Source organism: Herbaspirillum sp. WGmk3 (assembly GCF_023952535.1).
Classification (GTDB): domain Bacteria; phylum Pseudomonadota; class Gammaproteobacteria; order Burkholderiales; family Burkholderiaceae_D; genus Herbaspirillum; species Herbaspirillum huttiense.
This window is the reverse complement of the sequence record NZ_JAKYWT010000002.1, coordinates 1-15612: the sequence shown is the minus strand read 5'-3', so window position 1 is coordinate 15612 and position 15612 is coordinate 1. Positions and strand designations below refer to the sequence as shown.

Below are 15612 nucleotides of genomic sequence, written 5' to 3'. Positions count from 1 at the left end.
TTCATTGCATCTTCAGACCATAACTCTTTTTGTATATTCAATACCGCTCTGGGTTTGCGGTCTTCAGGTGGGTCAGTTGCATGCAAATTGCCCCTTGTTGAGTTGCATCGAAAACTGACCCAATTTCCCAGGAAATTTGGATCCAAAATTGCCCCATGTTTAGACCACAATCCTGCTCATGACAGCGAGCGGAAGACCGGAATGATAAACGTGGCCTTACTTGGAATTATGCGATGCTGGCACAGCAGAAACCATATCTCAATCCGGGAAATTTCCCGCCGACCGGACATCTCCCGCTATATAGTTCGCCGCTATAAGCGATCAGATGCGATGGAGCTAGCATTCTTCCCATACACGGCCTTCATGCTTGCCAAGGCAATTTCGGTGGCGTGAAATCGATTCTGATCTGGCTGATCGCAGCAACAGCCTCTTCAGGCAAGCGATTCAGGACATCGAACGGGAGAATCTCTCCGAACAGCTGGGAACGCAAAACCTTGGCTCGTTCCTGAATGACTTCTGTACGGAGCTCATCGTAGCTTTCTCCGATCGCAATCGTGTGGATATCGATCGTAGGCGCCTCATCCACGCGGTTGCCGAGCCAATCTTGGAATTTCTCCATCCAGTGACTTCCCTGGCGATCAACCCGCCCGATCTGCTGCTCGATGCGCCCAGGATTCCAATCCAGATGAAACAGCACCAGCTTGCGGCAGCTACGATGCAGATTCAATCCTTCGCTGGCCACGGCAGCCTGTCCTATCAGTACGCGCGGATGCATCCTGGGTTCATTGAAGGCACGCTGACGTACACGCCGAGTTCCGGGCTTGGTGTCGCCATACAGCATCTGGGAGAAAGGGCTCATACGGAAAATCCCTGTGGCGCCATCTCCCGCATCATCCAGTTCAGCCAAATGTCGCTTCACGGCCTTCTGGCGACTGGAGTACGTTAGGGTAAGCGCTTCGGCTTCGGCCTCTACTGCACCATCACCTTCGGTAGCCGCAGTATCGGTGTCGCAGATATCTTCCAGCAGAGATCGGGCACGCTGTTGCTCGGCCTGTTCCTCATGGCTTCCTGCAACGCTGCGCGAATCATCATCGCTTCCTACGATCATGCTTTGGACTAGCCAATTGGTCAGCCGCACCTTGTCTTCCTGCTCGGCGGCATGCTCACGTTCGCCATTCTGGTCCAATTGGGGAACACGCAGGAATTCGTCTACCGCCTTGCGACACAGATCACGCAGTTTCTCGCGCCCGCGACTATACTGCTCGCCCAGCCGCTGCGCCGTTGCAGGAAACGCGACGATCTGCTCGTCGGTGAATGCAAACTCCTTGTCACGCATCCATTGGGCCATATCGGCGTCACCAACGGAAAGCCCCGTTGGCAAGGCAGTAGGCGTGTTGTTGCGCACGTCACGCAAGTAATGGCGAATATTGAGTGCCCGGTCCAGCGCCCGCATCGGTGCCAGAAAGGCGCCAAAGACCAATACCTTTTCGCCATTCCGGGAGAGCTCTTCGATCAAATCAACGGCAGCTTTGATACGTGGATGCCATTGCAGTCTGACGACTGCATTACTGCCTTCTGGTGGACGCATCTTCTGCAACCAATAGGCTTGCCGAAGCTGCTTGGCACGCGCCGCAGGAGTTGGCACGGCCTGCTCTGCGTCCGACCTGGACTTGTCCGCCACGTCACTCACGTCCTCCGACCAAAGCGGCAAGCCCTGTGACAGACGGGCTCCCGCCGTCTTCATCGCCTGTTCCGTTTCGATGCCGTGCGAGGCCACAGCCAGGCACTCCGCATGTGCAAGCATACGTCGCTGTGCTGGCGGCAACGTACTCAGACGCACGGTGCGAGGTGGCATCTGCCGCCGATGGGGATGCGCCGAGTGGGCCACGCCGGTCGCCTCACTATATTTCCGCACACTTGGGTGATCACGCCATAGACGTCGCGTCATGACCGCAGCGAAAGCCTGCCTGAACTGCGCTGCCGTCTGCTTGAGTGTCTCGACCTGTGCCGGGCTGCCCACAGTCAGGCCCTTGACCGCGTCAGAATAGCGCAGGGCTATGGCAGAGAGTCGCTCGACTTCCGGCTTGTCCAGTCCGATCCGATACAGCACACCACTCCATTGACTCGCATCCATTTCCATCGGGGTCGCCGTCAACGCCAGGCGCTTGGCGGCCAGCGTGCCCGATCCGGGGCGCAACAGAATGTTGTTCAGGCAGGCCGACATGCGCGAGGTCAACCATTCCTGCCTCTTCTCCGCCGTTTTTTTGGACAGGTCAGCCAGATCGGCGCCAAGGCGATTCTTGTGCGCCTCATCGATGATGATAAGGTCGACATCACCGATCAGGGTTCCAATCAGTTCCTGGAACAGGCTCTCGTTCTCTGGAGTCCGGACTGTCTCGCCCCGCACACGCCCAAGATCGGCCGCTTCGAGCATATTCTTCAGCCGTTGACGCATATGCCTCTTTTCGCTCAGCCATGTGATGGCCTGCTGCTGAGCCTCCGATATATCCAACTGCTTTGCCCCCTTGACGCTACGCCCGCCGAACATCTTCCCCTTTAACGCAAATGGCAGCCCCCAGCGTTCGTCACGGCTCTGGTTCCCAATACGCTGAGGCAATCCGAAACGATGCGAGATGAATAGCCACGGCGCATGCTTCGACAGTGGATAGGCCTGCTCCTCATCCTGCTGGACAAAAAGGTCGCGATAGGTCTTTAGCTCGACACTGTCCAGATCTTGCAGATCGTCAATCCATGGGGGTCGACGCCCATCAGGCAACTGTCTCAGTTGCCGCAGGAACGCGCCCAGTTCATCATCGCGCCACTGGGCGATCAGGCCGGGCGGGACTAGGAATGCCACGCGTCCGCCACATGAGGCCACGCAAACCGCCAGCGCCAAGGCAAGGCGCGTCTTGCCCAGACCGACCTCGTCGGCCACCAATACGCCAGGCTGCTGTTCCAGACGATCGGCCATCCAGGCCAGCGATGCATCCTGACCGGAACGCCATAGCGGTGCGTCCTCTCCGGCCAACGCCTTGTCGCACTCCACCAAGCCGCGCAGGCGGCCAATGACGTCATTCCATTCCATAAGATGCCTCGCTTGCCACATAGTGTTCATGTCCGTCTGCGCCCGGCTCCCGGAGCTGCTCTGGCAGCGACCAGAAACTGCGCAGTGCTTCCACCAATGCCTGATAAGCGGGCAGCAACGGATGCTCCGCGATCAGCCAGGATGGCCTGAATCCTTCTTCCAGCAAGGCCGGGAACAGATCCAGGTGTAAATCCCGTATCTGCTTGCGATGCAGCGGCGCGACCTGCTCCAGTAGCAGCATGCGTACCTGACTGATCCAGATCGGGAATTGTTCCGGCGTCACACTGGATTGCCGGTTACCGATGGCTTCGATGACCGAGGCCAGCCAGCGCAGCGGATAGTTCATGCGGGCGCTGGTCGCCTGCCGAACCCTCGTTGCCCCGGTCCCGCTGCCATCATCGATCGTATCGATGGCATAGGCAGGTGCATCCGGAAATTGTAACAAGCCCTCAAGAACGTCTTCCGCAGCCAGTTCCGGAGGTGTCTGGCGGCACAGGGCGCCGCTGGCAGACATCACCGGCAGCTCGAACTTCTCGAGATCCCCGGCCGTTCGCCGCACGGCCAGGACCATCGGCGTAGGCCCTTCCCAGGGCACCGCATCCTGATCAGCTGCAACATCCTGCCACTGGTCAGTGCGCGGCAACTGGAACTGGAAAGCCGACGCATCCCCACTGCGCACAAAGAGCAACTGTTGCGCCTCATGACGGGCCAGCAATACCGGCGGAGGGGACAAGGGGGTATGCAGCGGCTCGCCTTCACCCGGCTCCAGCGTCCTCGCTGGATGATCCGCCAGGTAGTCTCCGCATGCCAATGACCGCCATACGGAATTCAGCTTGAGTTCCTCGTTGGTAACGATGCCCGTCTCGATATTACCAACGTCCACTCTCGCCAGGCTGCCGTCAAGACCTGCTCGAGAAAGCAAGCCAAGTCGGGAAAGGTTGCCTGAACCGAGATAAAGGAAACCAAGCTTCCCGTCATCCCGGTTCCACCTGCGTAAGCCGACGATGAACTTGGCATGCAAATTCCTGCTGCCTCGAAATTTTTCGCCGAGTGGATCGGCCGGAATACACAGGTCCCATCCGGCGCGCTTGTCAGCACCCCAAGTCGCCAACGCCCCTGCCTGATCAGGATTGAAGATCAGGTACTTCTCCTTGGCCTGGCCAATTTCACCTATCTTGTCCAAGCTTTGCAGCACCTGCGGCATGGCATCCGACGTTGCGTTAGCCTGCGGCCGCTCAAAGAAACCCGAACCGGCAATGACGGTATGAAAATCAGCACGGTGCATGGCATGCTTGATCTGCTGATACAAGGACTGATCCAGGCTATGCACGAAACGGCTTGCGGGCAAACGGATACCCTCCCGGCTCATGCGCACACGCCAGTCCCCCCACCAGGAGAGACCCTCGCCAAAAGCCTGCACGCTGCGCGCATAGAGGCCCAGCATGAGTCTGTCCAGGAAATCATAAGCGGCCACTACATCGGACTGCTCCTGGGTCCGCAGCTCCGCGCAGTTCCATTCGCAGGTCCAGTACATATCGATCAACGACATGGCCCCCCAGCTTTCCCGGGTCCAGTTTCCAGTGGATACCACCAGACGGAATGAAGTAGGCGCTCCCATTGGCTGATCGGCAAACGCCAGCAGTGCCACCTTGGCATGCATCAGCGTGGTGCGCCGCTGCCACTGCTCGACGCCATCATGGGCGAGGCACACCATGCCGGGCACGGCCGAGGCGCTGGGCAAGGGTTGCGAGGCATCCAGCATCAATACGGCACGTGGCCAACCAGTGGCGGCGCGTGTGAGCGATTCTTGGCCGGTAAAACTGGACAAGGCGCGGTTAAGCGTATCGATATCGGCAGTCATCGCACATAGCGCCATATGCGTGCCATAGCGCCCCTCTGGCGGGGAAAACAAAGCGTCCAGTGCTGCAATTCCGTGTTCCATCATGGGGACTCCAGTATCTCGGTGGTGGTATCAAGCAAGAGCCATTTCAGTCGCCACAAAGGTCTTGGGACATCGCCGGTAACCAGATTCATTTCAGCCTCGCCGGGTTCAGCCTCGTCCACCAGGCGACCCCGATCCCGACCGTGGCACGTGAGCTGTTCGCCATTGAGCGCAAACAACAGCGGAACGCGCATGACCAGGTAGCGGAACCGATCCGCCAGCGCATTCTGCGCATCTTGCTCCTGGCAGAACTGGGTAATATCGATGGGAGGCTCGGGCAGAAGGCGCAGCTTCTCCCGCATCAGCCGGCTACTTTCCGCCAGCTCGGCGAACGCGCGGGCGACTCCGTCCATTTTGACCAGATCAGCAATGGCGATGCGCGCCATGCCGGTAAAACTGTCAACGATCTTCTGGGCACAACGCAAGGCGTACAAACGCACTCGCTCCAGTGCAAAGCTTCCATCCAGTCGATCCCGGTGCTCGGGAGAGCGGATTCCATAAAGGAAATGCGCGCGCGCACTGGCATCAAAGTCGGACAACGATAAATTCAACTGTCCCTGAAGGAGCTCCATGACATTGCGACGTCGTTCGGCAAACTCACCAAATCCTTGCAACTGCCGCAAGACCAGTTGCCGCTCCTGGGCAGACTGATAGTCGGGCAACAGCGCCGAACTCAATTCAGCAGATACTTGAGAGAAGTCTTTTTCGGGACAGGAGAACCATTTCAGCAGATCACTGCGCGCGCCATTCTTTCCCAGTGCTGCATCCACCAGCTCAAGTCCCGGACTGTCCAGCTTCAAGGCGCTGAAGCGCTGTTCTGCTTTGCGGCAAAAACCCAGCCCGGCCAGCGACGACGACGCCGGTCGACGAAAAGGTACCGTGACGTAGGCACCGCGCTTGCGCACGTCGTCAAAGGACAATCTAACGGTGCTGCCGAACTTGCGCTTACCCTGTACCCGTCGATCCTTCTCGTAACCTTTATTACGACGCAAAGCAATCCAGCTGGCCAATGCCTCTACGCCTTCGGCCACCTGAGCTGCCATGGTCGGCTTGCCCATCTGATCGGCCAATGCGATCCCAATACAGCTCCAGCTCAGTTGCCGCACGAAAGACGCACCGCCCAATCCCGGCACCGCCCATTCATTGAAGCTCATAATGGACGCCCTCAAGCCAAAGTCCAGCCTCATTCTGCTCCCCGGCACATCTACCGGCTCAATAGCTCCCCAGCTACCATTCGCTGCAAAATTCACTCTTCCCCCATCCATTGGAAATCTCACTCACCGATTATAGATTTATTGATCTCGCCGAGCTCATCCGCGAACTTTTTGATTTGAATTGAAACCTCAGCCACTTTCAAAGGAAATTTGCATCCCAAGTTGCCCCAGGTTTAGACCACAATCCCGCTCATGACTGCGGGTGAGAGAACGCAGTAATAAACGCGGACCTAGTTGGAATTATTCGATGCAGGTACATCAGAGACGATATCTCCATCCAGAAAACCGTCCACCGCCTCAACATCTCCCGCAGTACGGTTCGCCGTTATATTCGGTCAAACGCGATCGAACCAGCATACCCAGCAGAGCTTTCGCTTAGCTCTCTTGACGTGTTTGTTCCCAGTCTCTCCGGTTGGCTGAGCGCTGAATCCATTAAATCTCGTAAGCAACTAAGAAGCCTGAAACAGATATTCCTGGATTTGAAATAACTGTGATATGAGTGGTCGTGCGGACGCTCTCGCGATTGATGCGGTTACATGGAAAGCCGGCCCACGTCAGGTCGGACAACGGCGCCGAGTTCACTGCGGCCAAAGTCATGCGGTGACTGCGGGATGCCTCAGTTGGTCCGGCCTTCATTGCGCTAGGCAGTTCATGGTAGAACGGATTCGTGGAAAGCTTCAATGGCAAGCTGCGTGACGAACTGCTTAACCAGGAGTGGTTCCGCAGCCGGGCAGAGGCAAAAGTGCTGATTTAAAGATGGCGTCAGTTCTACAACGAGCGCAGGCCGCGCACATCAGTACCAACCTCCAGTTACGGTCCGTCGAGCCCGGCTGGAATCGAATATGATCGACAACCGACTCGCTGCCTGACTGGCTAAAAATTACCGAGGCAGGTCACAGCAACTTGGCGCCAGCAAATAGAGAGCATGACGGGAACTGATTTGCTCCCAGACTTGTTCCTTGCCACCTGAACCACCCTCCACCTGCCTGCCGAAGCGAACGGGCTTGATTGGATTATAAAAAATCTCAACCTCATATTCTTCAAGTGAGATCGGAACATTATTGCCGACTCTATCGCCATTTCATCTGGAGCCTATATGCCAATTCTTCGTGTGATCCTCATTCTTAGCCTGCTCGGAAATGCCCTCTTCATGACAATCATCCTGGCAGCGCAAGGATGATCCATGACCGCTACATGTCCTCGCTGCCGGTCTCCCAACATTCATCTCCAACGTGCGGGTGAACGCGCAGGCAGCCTCATCGGTACTACAGCGGGTGCCGTCGCTGGACTGTCTAATGCCTGGGCGGGTGCCGAGACCGGTGTAGTGGTCGGAGCCATCGTTGGGCCAGTCGGTAGCGTTGCAGGAGCCATCATCGGTGCCTTGGCCGCCGGGACTGCCGGCTGCATTGCCGGGACCAAGCTAGGCCAGATGGTAGACCGCACCATACTCGGTACCTATCAATGCGCCGACTGCGCGCACTCGTTCTCTGACGAGACCGAGCAGCTCTAATTCTTGCATTTCTCTCTTTCACAATGCCTCTCGGCAGGTATAAACACGTCTATAAGGACTAACTCATGGCTCATCTAATCGAAACCATGGCCTATGCCAATGAAACACCCTGGCACGGCGTGGGCAATCAGCTGTCCGCCAAGTCCCCCATTTCCGTCTGGGCCAAACAAGCCGACATGGAGTGGCAAATCCAGGAGTCGCCTGTCTACTTCATGCCAACTGAAGGCGCAGCCCATGTGCCGTTCGACGAGCAGAAGGTGCTCTATCGTTCAGATACCGGCGCCGCTCTGTCAGTCGTTTCTCAGCGCTTCCGCGTTGTCCAACCTCGCGATGTGCTGGAGTTCTATCGGGATCTGACCAAGGCGCATGGCTTCACATTGGAAACTGCTGGCGTCTTGAAAGGTGGCAGAAAAGTCTGGGCTTTAGCCAAGACGAACATGTCGGCCAACATTAAGGGCAATGACACCATGAATGGCTACCTGCTCTTGGCAACTGGATGCGACGGCACGCTCGCCACCACCGCCCAGTTCACCAGCATTCGTGTGGTGTGCAACAACACCCTGGCCATCGCGCTGAAGGACGGTAACGCAGCGGTCAAAGTGCTCCACTCCACGACCTTCGATCCGAAGGTGGTAAAAGCGCAATTGGGGCTGTCGTCCGCGTCTTGGGATGAATTCATCTACCAGATGAAGAAGCTCTCAGAGCGCAAGGTTAAAAGCACTGAAGCCGAGGCATTTGTCTCGGCGCTACTGACCGATCCCACCGCCAAGTTCACCAATGAGCGCGCCGTGAAGAAGGTCCTTGAGCTCTACTCGGGCCATGGCCGCGGCGCCGAGTTGGCCTCGTCCAAAGGGACCGCTTTCGGGCTGTTGAATGCGGTTACCGAGTTCGTCGACCACGAGCGACGCGCCAGGAGTACCGACTATCGACTCGATTCAGCTTGGTTCGGTATGGGCGCCAATCTCAAGAACGAGGCCTTCGATCAGGCGATTTCCCTGCTTAGATGACCAGCCTCTCTGCGGCATAGTGCCCGGGCCTCGTGCCCGGGCTTTTCTTTTCTCGAAAGGAATTCCATGTCTTTTACAACCGTCCCGTTGACGCGGCGGGCAGGGCGGGCCGCCTTACGCCTGGTTAAAACGCACGATCTCTCACGGGAAGAATGGCTCTCGATACGCCGTCGCGGGATTGGCAGTTCAGATGCCGCGGCGGCCATTGGCTTAAATCCTCATCAATCCATGCTGGAACTGTGGATGATCAAGACCGGCCGGTCACAAATGCTGCCACAGCAGGATCCGCGTGATCGGACCAGTCCCACTTATTGGGGAAGTCTTCTGGAGCCCATCGTGGCGGCCCACTACACCCACGAAACCGGTAACAAGGTCCGCAAAATCAATGCCGTTCTCCAACACCCTGATCCAGACAAGACCTGGATGCTAGCCAATATCGATCGAGAGATTCTAGGTGCCCCCGACGTCCAGATTCTTGAGTGCAAAACCGCCGGCGAGTACGGCGCCCGAGCTTGGCGCGAAGGGGTCCCGGAATACGTGCAATGTCAAGTGCAGCACCAGCTAGCCGTTACCGGCAAAGCTGCTGCAGACGTTTGTGTTCTGATCTGTGGGCAGGAGATCCGAATTCACCGCATTGAGCGAGATGAGGAATTGATTGATGGCCTCATCAAGCTCGAGCGGGAATTCTGGAACTACGTGGAAACCGATACCCAACCGCCAGCCGATGGCTCGGAATCAGCCGATCGTGCCTTGCGCTCGCTTTATCCGCACGACTACGGGGATGTGGCTGACTTCCGCGACAACCGACCTATGTCGGCCGTATTTGCCGACCTGCAGGCCATCCGGGAAGAAATTGCGACCCGCGACAAGGTTGAACAGCAGCTAAAGCAGACCATCCAGCAAATGATGGGCAGCTCCAGCCGAGCGCTTTTCGAAACTGGTTCGGTGAGCTGGAAGCGCAGCAAGGATGGTGCCCAGCTCGATACCGACAGGCTGCAAGCGGATCACCCGGACTTGGTCAAGTCCTATCTCTCGCCCAAGGCCGGCAGTCGCCGCTTTCTTATCCAACCCTAGGGGCCAGGCATCCTCGGATGCCTGGTTTTCGTTTATGGAGCACTCATGATTAAAGGTCTCTGCATCACCCCGCCCGTCTTAGGGCGAATCTCGATTGGCAAGATGGTCGAGAAAAACGGACGCCGCCTACCTGAGAAAGACGATCAATTCACCATCACGAGCCAGGTACAAACGCATGAAGGCTGGGCACCGCACCCGCTGGATGCTATCTATCGCAAGGCCTCTCCCGCCGAGAAGCTACGCACCATTCCGGTCACCGTCATGTTCAGCGAGCCAGATCTCAACCTGCGCGCCTCTTATTGCTTCTTTGATCGGCATGCCGGCCGACCGCTTTGCAGCGGCAATGGCATGCACTGCCGACGTCTGATTTCAGAGGGCGTAAGCTCCCTTCCCTGCCCTGGCCCAGATACTTGTGAGTTTGGTCAGGGCCAGTGCAAACCCTATGGTCGCTTGAATGTGCAAATCGACGCCGCCGATGAACTGGGTACCTTCATATTCCGCACGACCGGTTACAACAGCATCCGTACCCTGACCGCCAGGCTGCAGTACTACCAAGCGGTCTCGGGCGGTCTGCTTGCCTCCTTACCGCTTGAACTGAGACTGCGCGGAAAGAGCACCGCGCAATCGCACCGGACGCCGATCTACTACGTGGATCTGACAATTCGGGAGGGAATTGCCTTGGAAGGGGCTATTCAGCAAGCGCGGGATCTGCATCAGCGGCGAATGGAAGCCGGCTTTGACCAGATGGCACTGGACTTAGCTGCAAAGGCAGGATTAGCCAATGGAGTGTTTGAGGAGTCGGAAGAGGAGTTTTCTGAGGTAAAGGAGGAGTTTTTTAACTCATCACTTCGCGAGCCCAATCTTTTACAGGACAGTGCTCCCGCAGGCCTCAGCAAAGTCAGAAGAGCAGCCTTGCGTTCCTCAACACCATGAGTTCGAGGAAATACAGCAACTATCTGAGAGTTTATTTATTAGACAGCCGCTTAGAAAACGAAATAACCTCTTCTTTCCCTCTGGCATCTAATGAATGGAAATAAACCAGCAATTCTGCTTCCTTTTCATCCACGGCATAGAAGTAGCAAGCTGGGACGTCTAAGATTTGAGCAAACCGCTCTACCAAGGCGGGATTGGGGATTCTCTTTCCTAATTCATAACGATTCATCCTCGTACTTGCTGACATCTCATCAAGCCCAGCCTCTATTCCCAACCTTTCTTGAGAAAACCCGGCCTTAAGGCGGGCGCTTTTTAATCGATTGGCGAGAACGGACATATTTGCGAGCAATGTTGATTTGCAAAGCATGCTCACGTGTTTTGTTGCGCCAAATACTACCGATTTGGTAGTATTTGATTCTTGAGGGAATCATCTTTGCTCATCTGCGGGAGATAGCACCCCGCATGCGGGCCACTCCATCACGTTTAAGCCGATAGGAACAAAAATGCCAATGGTCTTCTGCCGCGGCTGCGGCAAGGAAATCCACGACACCGCCCCGCTCTGTCCCCATTGTGGGGCTCCTCAAACCCAAGCGACCAGCACCACCAGCGGCTCACTTTGGCTGGCCATCACCAGCATCGTCTCGGCCATCTTCGCGGCCATCTGCGCCATCCAAGTGAACAGCTTCGACCACGATCAACTCGTCGGAGGCTGCGCCATAGCGCTCCTGGCCTTGGCCGCCGGGGCTATCAACTTGCAGCAAAAGAAGCCCGGGAAAGGGATCTCTGTGACGGCAATCGTTCTAGCCGCACTCTCCTTTCTCATTCTGATCGGCTCATAAGGCCACTCTATTTCAACAAGGGGAAAACTATGTCTAACTTTGTGAATTGCCCGCACTGCCAACAACAATTGCACGAAACCGCACCTGCATGCCCTAAATGCGGTGCGCCCAACCAGACTGTCACTACCAGCGCCTACACCTCCTACGACCAAGTACCTTGGTATCGCAAGCGTGGGCTAGTCATCCTGTCAGCCGTCATCTTCATGCCTATCACGCTCCTGATTGCCTTCACAGGCGATATCTACTTCGAGAAGGAGGGTCATCTGCAGACGGTTCCGAAGCAGTCCAAGTATGTGCTCCTAGGTATTTTCTTGATCTTGGTCGCTATTCGTACGATGAGTTAGGGAGCCCCGGAATGAAAAATTCAGTACTCGTGCTGACGGTCCTGTCGGTAGCGTCGTCTGCAGCACTTGCCGGCAATGGCTATTGCGATAGCCGGCCATCACGTCGGGAGCAACAAAACTGCTATCAGAACGCGATTGAATCCAATGTCAGTCTCATCAAGCAGAACTATCAGTTCCTCATGGCTTCGCCCAAGCTCACTCAGCAACAAAAGCAGCAGCTCCAAAATGACCAGGCAGCTTGGGGTAACAAGGTTGACGGTTACTGCAATGGCAACCTGATGTGCCTCTACGAATCCACCGCCTCTCGCTACATGTATCTCGCCGGTATGGCGAGTCGCAAGTAATCCCCTTTTCTCATCGATAAGAAAGGTCTTTATGAAAAAGCTGTTCGCAACTGCGGCCCTGGCGCTGCTCTCATTGAATTCCTTCGCTGCCAATAGCGTTGGTCAATGCGTATTTCCCAAGTATGAGATTCAAACGAATGGGAATATGAAGCTCAAGAAAGCCATCCCTATCTATAGCGCCGCTAACGTCAAAAGCGCTAGCAGCCCCCTAACGAAGCTCGATGGATTCAAGGTGATCAAGCAAGCTAATGGCTTGGTGCAACTGGCAGAAGTGCCTGGCGCGGATGGTAGCAATCCAAATGCTGGCAAACCTATTGGATGGGTGGAGCTTTCAGACTTCGATTTCCAGGAGCTCCGCAACTGCAATTGAGCGAAAAGAAAGAGAGCGTCGCTAACGCGGCGCTCTCTTTTGATATCTCATCAACCACTTATTTTTTGGTTAAGAATGATCGTTTCTGGGCCGATTGCGGACATCTTGGCTCAAAGAAACAATGGGAGCAGTTGATGTGAAGTCAGATTCTTCCAGATTGCTCGATGCATTGTTCGCCGAACAGATTGACCGTATTCGCTGAAATGCGCAGTTCATTGCCTACCCTCGCCACTCTGCTTGAAAAACCTCTCCCGTGAAGTCTCCAGCAAAGGCGTTCCCGCCTGCACGCACCGCCAGGCCTGCGCGAACTCCACCACTCCACGTTCGGTCTGGCGGCGCTCGATCCCCTTGATGACCATGCGCGATGCCTTGATGGCGTCCACCTGGACATCCGCCAGCTCCATGATGACTTCGCCGCTGTCACGCTGCAGCTGGGCTCCCTTGGTCGGCCGACGGCGGTCCCCATCCTCGAAGACGCCCAGGCGCAGCTCGGCGATATTGCGCGCCTCATCGCCCAGCAGCTCCCGGGCATCTCCACGCCGTTGCGGCGCATCTGATAAACGATCACTTGCATGCTCACCTCACGCGCGGCAGCGCCTTCCAGTCGGTTGTGTAATGCGGCGTCACGTGCTAGAAGCGCGCCACCCATCGGTGCGGTCCGGCGGCGCTGGCCCGACGCACGGTGTCGCGTCCCAAACGCTTGTTGATACTGTCGAAGGCGGCCATCAGCGGGGCCAACGACATCGTCGACACGCCGCTGCCAAAGAGCGTGCCCTGCCGCGCCTGGCCCTCGACCAGGTCCGTCAGCATGATGTCGGCCTTCTTGTAGAGGAACTCGGGCCGGTAGATCCGGCGCAGACCCCACGTCGCCGCCTTGACGATCACCCGCAGTTCGTCGGTCGGCTCGGGCACGCCGGCGAATTGTGGCTGCTTCTTCGCGATGTGGTTGGCCAGCTTGGCCAGCGTCTTGGTGGCACCTATGCCGACGCAGACGGGCACGCCGACCCAGCCCAGCACCTGATGGCGGATGGCCTGGCCCATGTCGCTCATGCTCGGCCAGAGGCCGGCCAGCCGGACAGGTCGAGGAAGCTCTCATCATGGAGTAGACCTCCAGGCGCGGGCTGTACTGGTGCAGCACGTCGGTGACGCGGTTGCTCATGTCCGCATAGAGGGTGTAGTTGGAGGACAGGGCGACGATGCCGCGCTGGCGAGCCCGGTCCTGCATCATGAACCAGGGCGCGGCCATCTTGATGCCCAGGGCCTTGGCCTCGTTGGAGCGCGCCACGGCGCAGCCGTCGTTGATGGACAGTACCACCGGCCGCGCGCCGCTGAGCAAGTCGCTTCAAGGTCAATTACTAGAATCGTCGCGTCTGGAGGTGTCATTCATTCTGCACTTCAAATACTTTTTCAATAAAGATGCTTCCTCACGAGGATTCTTCCTCCGTCCATTTTTATCCGATCGATATGCTCTGTACCTGCAGCAGCTCTTTGATATTCGCCTCACGTTTGGCCAGCCAATTCCCTGGCTCGATCTTTTCAGATTTTTTCCCTAACCGTGACATGGCCAGCATAGCGGCCTTGGCACGCTCGTTTTTATCCTTTGTCAGAAAACAAAACAGAGAAAAATCATTCTCGAAAAATTTCCGCTCGAGATCGAGTAGACGCTGCCCTTCTTGGATAGATCCGGCATATTGTTGCAGCCTTCCTGCAACAGCATTGACTTGCTTAGATTTACGTCGCAAATCCGGCTCTTTGATCAATGTTTCGGCAAGTTCATACGCACGTACAATGTCATTGACTGCATCGTAGAGCGCATTAAATGCTCCTGCAGTAACCAGATCAAGTGCGGCAAGGCTTCCAAGCCGGTGTTGGAATGAGCTATTTTCGTATGTCGTGTGTCCATTCGAATCTGTCTCGGTTCGCTGCCGTGTGGCAGTGATGAAGACTTCATAGCGACGCGTTCTGACCATGTCCTGTAAACGTCTCGCTGTCAGCAAACCGAACTGGCTTGTTGTCTTTTGCATCCGAGATTCAAGGGCTTTGACGTCCGCCTGCATCTTTCCTAGCGCTCCGAGGCGCTCGGACTTGGCTGTAAGCGCTTCCGACAATGAGGCGATGCGCTCTTGCCGCGCCTTTTCATTCCGATAATGACTGAGATCGATCATCAATCGGCGATCGGCGCCGAATTTGTTCACGCCACAATCGCCTCCGACCAAAGTCAATTTTCCGTCGGCTCTCTCGACAAGCCAGCCATGATTATGCGGTTCCTCGCACAGTTTTCCATTTTCTTTCTGCACACAGCAGCGCACTTTTTCCGGTAAGTGATAGTCGCCAAACAATCGTTTGTAATTAGCCGGATTGAGTGGCGCATTCACTTCAAACTGATTGAGTGCTTGAATCTCTTCGAAGCTTCCGAAGGTGCGAATTTCTAAACTGGATGCATTAGGCTGAGCGCTCATTGATAGCGTACGACGTTGTTTGTCATACTGCATTCTATACTGGATATATGTACAGCAAAAAGGACATAAGGAGTGATTTGATTATTCCTATTATTCGACTATTACTGAAATATGGAAGAATTAGAGATATCTAAAGCGCTAAGCGCCATCGCACACAAATCCCGGCTCGCCGTGTTCCGCCATCTTGTTCAAGCACGTCCCCAAGGGTTACCTGCCGGCAGGCTGGCTGCACTGACCGGCTTGGCCCCGTTGTCGCTCTCGTTCGACCTCAAGGAACTGGTCATGGACAATACGGCGAACTCGAAGCGGGAGGGGCGATATGTCATTTACTCGGCAAAGTTGCCAAACCATGAACGCCGTACTGGCCTAACTGACTGAATGAAAACTGCTACGGCGGCAACCCTTGCACTCCGGTGTTGAATTGCACTGAAAACTGACCCACTTATCCAGGAAATTTGCACCCTAAGTTGACCCATGTTTAGACCACAATC

The 15612-nt window shown here is 56.1% G+C and carries 14 protein-coding genes and 3 pseudogenes; 9 read left to right on the top strand and 8 right to left on the bottom strand.

What is annotated here, in order from left to right; genetic code table 11:
• Window positions 1-361: 361 nt before the first annotated feature.
• Genes MKD49_RS06125 through MKD49_RS06115 form a run of 3 tightly spaced genes read right to left on the bottom strand, consistent with a single transcriptional unit; the run spans window position 362 to window position 6181 of the window.
• Window positions 362-3115, bottom strand: coding sequence for a hypothetical protein (locus tag MKD49_RS06125; RefSeq protein ID WP_252695789.1), 2754 nt, complete (start codon window positions 3113-3115; stop codon window positions 362-364).
• Window positions 3072-5030, bottom strand: a complete 1959-nt coding sequence (locus MKD49_RS06120; protein ID WP_252695788.1) for a hypothetical protein — start codon at window positions 5028-5030, stop codon at window positions 3072-3074. The genes MKD49_RS06125 and MKD49_RS06120 overlap by 44 nt, the downstream gene beginning before the upstream one ends.
• The gene (locus MKD49_RS06115) at window positions 5027-6181 is read right to left on the bottom strand and encodes a hypothetical protein (protein WP_252695787.1); all 1155 of its coding nucleotides are present in this window, start codon (window positions 6179-6181) and stop codon (window positions 5027-5029) included. Before MKD49_RS06115 ends, MKD49_RS06120 begins: the two co-directional genes overlap by 4 nt.
• 562 nt (window positions 6182-6743) lie before the next feature.
• Here MKD49_RS06115 and MKD49_RS06110 point away from each other — a divergent pair.
• The 5 genes and pseudogenes from MKD49_RS06110 to MKD49_RS06090 all read left to right on the top strand — a co-directional run.
• Window positions 6744-7110: pseudogene (locus MKD49_RS06110) on the top strand (integrase core domain-containing protein); the annotation flags it as partial.
• 314 nt (window positions 7111-7424) lie between these two features.
• A complete protein-coding gene (locus tag MKD49_RS06105; protein WP_252695786.1) occupies window positions 7425-7751 on the top strand; it encodes a hypothetical protein in 327 nt (108 codons plus the stop codon).
• Between the two features lie 65 nt (window positions 7752-7816).
• The gene (locus tag MKD49_RS06100) at window positions 7817-8758 is read left to right on the top strand and encodes a DUF932 domain-containing protein (protein ID WP_252695785.1); all 942 of its coding nucleotides are present in this window, start codon (window positions 7817-7819) and stop codon (window positions 8756-8758) included.
• A 66-nt stretch (window positions 8759-8824) separates the two neighbouring features.
• Window positions 8825-9832: a YqaJ viral recombinase family protein gene (locus MKD49_RS06095; protein ID WP_252695784.1), complete on the top strand. Its 1008-nt coding sequence runs from the start codon at window positions 8825-8827 to the stop codon at window positions 9830-9832.
• A gap of 45 nt (window positions 9833-9877) precedes the next feature.
• Complete coding sequence (locus MKD49_RS06090) at window positions 9878-10765, top strand: hydrolase or metal-binding protein (RefSeq protein ID WP_252695783.1); 888 nt, start codon at window positions 9878-9880, stop codon at window positions 10763-10765.
• A gap of 31 nt (window positions 10766-10796) precedes the next feature.
• On the opposite strand, the gene MKD49_RS06085 is transcribed toward MKD49_RS06090, so the two are convergent.
• Complete coding sequence (locus tag MKD49_RS06085; protein WP_252695782.1) at window positions 10797-11102, bottom strand: helix-turn-helix domain-containing protein; 306 nt, start codon at window positions 11100-11102, stop codon at window positions 10797-10799.
• A 166-nt stretch (window positions 11103-11268) separates the two neighbouring features.
• On the opposite strand from MKD49_RS06085, the gene MKD49_RS06080 reads away from it, so the two are divergent.
• The 3 genes from MKD49_RS06080 (at window position 11269) to MKD49_RS06070 (ending at window position 12662) form a co-directional block, all read left to right on the top strand.
• A complete protein-coding gene (locus tag MKD49_RS06080) occupies window positions 11269-11604 on the top strand; it encodes a zinc-ribbon domain-containing protein (RefSeq protein ID WP_252695781.1) in 336 nt (111 codons plus the stop codon).
• Between the two features lie 355 nt (window positions 11605-11959).
• Window positions 11960-12292 carry a lysozyme inhibitor LprI family protein gene (locus MKD49_RS06075; protein WP_252695780.1) on the top strand — a complete coding sequence of 111 codons (333 nt, stop codon included), beginning with the start codon at window positions 11960-11962 and terminating at the stop codon, window positions 12290-12292.
• 31 nt (window positions 12293-12323) lie between these two features.
• A complete protein-coding gene (locus MKD49_RS06070; RefSeq protein ID WP_252695779.1) occupies window positions 12324-12662 on the top strand; it encodes a hypothetical protein in 339 nt (112 codons plus the stop codon).
• Between the two features lie 212 nt (window positions 12663-12874).
• Here MKD49_RS06070 and MKD49_RS06065 read toward each other — a convergent pair whose 3' ends face one another.
• The 4 genes and pseudogenes from MKD49_RS06065 to MKD49_RS06050 all read right to left on the bottom strand — a co-directional run bounded on the left by MKD49_RS06065 (window position 12875) and on the right by MKD49_RS06050 (window position 15154).
• A complete protein-coding gene (locus tag MKD49_RS06065) occupies window positions 12875-13066 on the bottom strand; it encodes a hypothetical protein (protein ID WP_252695778.1) in 192 nt (63 codons plus the stop codon).
• Window positions 13067-13292: 226 nt separating this feature from the next.
• The gene (locus MKD49_RS06060) at window positions 13293-13703 is read right to left on the bottom strand and encodes a DUF4113 domain-containing protein (protein WP_252695777.1); all 411 of its coding nucleotides are present in this window, start codon (window positions 13701-13703) and stop codon (window positions 13293-13295) included.
• Window positions 13704-13818: 115 nt separating this feature from the next.
• A pseudogene (locus MKD49_RS06055) lies at window positions 13819-13947 on the bottom strand (SOS mutagenesis and repair protein); the annotation flags it as partial.
• Window positions 13948-14113: 166 nt separating this feature from the next.
• Window positions 14114-15154 (bottom strand): hypothetical protein, encoded by a 1041-nt coding sequence (locus MKD49_RS06050; RefSeq protein ID WP_252695776.1) that lies wholly within the window; start codon window positions 15152-15154, stop codon window positions 14114-14116.
• A gap of 78 nt (window positions 15155-15232) precedes the next feature.
• On the opposite strand from MKD49_RS06050, the pseudogene MKD49_RS06045 reads away from it, so the two are divergent.
• Window positions 15233-15558 (top strand): annotated as a pseudogene (locus MKD49_RS06045) (ArsR/SmtB family transcription factor).
• Window positions 15559-15612: the final 54 nt, after the last annotated feature.

Bases quoted from the DNA above. Each gene is read 5' to 3' on its own strand.
- MKD49_RS06080 (WP_252695781.1), top strand. From the start codon at position 11,269: ATGCCAATGGTCTTCTGCCGCGGCTGCGGCAAGGAAATCCACGACACC.
- MKD49_RS06075 (WP_252695780.1), top strand. From the start codon at position 11,960: ATGAAAAATTCAGTACTCGTGCTGACGGTCCTGTCGGTAGCGTCGTCT.
- MKD49_RS06100 (WP_252695785.1), top strand. From the start codon at position 7,817: ATGGCTCATCTAATCGAAACCATGGCCTATGCCAATGAAACACCCTGG.
- MKD49_RS06060 (WP_252695777.1), bottom strand. From the start codon at position 13,703: ATGGGCCAGGCCATCCGCCATCAGGTGCTGGGCTGGGTCGGCGTGCCC.
- MKD49_RS06105 (WP_252695786.1), top strand. From the start codon at position 7,425: ATGACCGCTACATGTCCTCGCTGCCGGTCTCCCAACATTCATCTCCAA.
- MKD49_RS06090 (WP_252695783.1), top strand. From the start codon at position 9,878: ATGATTAAAGGTCTCTGCATCACCCCGCCCGTCTTAGGGCGAATCTCG.
- MKD49_RS06050 (WP_252695776.1), bottom strand. From the start codon at position 15,154: ATGCAGTATGACAAACAACGTCGTACGCTATCAATGAGCGCTCAGCCT.
- MKD49_RS06070 (WP_252695779.1), top strand. From the start codon at position 12,324: ATGAAAAAGCTGTTCGCAACTGCGGCCCTGGCGCTGCTCTCATTGAAT.
- MKD49_RS06125 (WP_252695789.1), bottom strand. From the start codon at position 3,115: ATGAACACTATGTGGCAAGCGAGGCATCTTATGGAATGGAATGACGTC.
- MKD49_RS06085 (WP_252695782.1), bottom strand. From the start codon at position 11,102: ATGTCCGTTCTCGCCAATCGATTAAAAAGCGCCCGCCTTAAGGCCGGG.
- MKD49_RS06095 (WP_252695784.1), top strand. From the start codon at position 8,825: ATGTCTTTTACAACCGTCCCGTTGACGCGGCGGGCAGGGCGGGCCGCC.
- MKD49_RS06065 (WP_252695778.1), bottom strand. From the start codon at position 13,066: ATGGAGCTGGCGGATGTCCAGGTGGACGCCATCAAGGCATCGCGCATG.
- MKD49_RS06120 (WP_252695788.1), bottom strand. From the start codon at position 5,030: ATGATGGAACACGGAATTGCAGCACTGGACGCTTTGTTTTCCCCGCCA.
- MKD49_RS06115 (WP_252695787.1), bottom strand. From the start codon at position 6,181: ATGAGCTTCAATGAATGGGCGGTGCCGGGATTGGGCGGTGCGTCTTTC.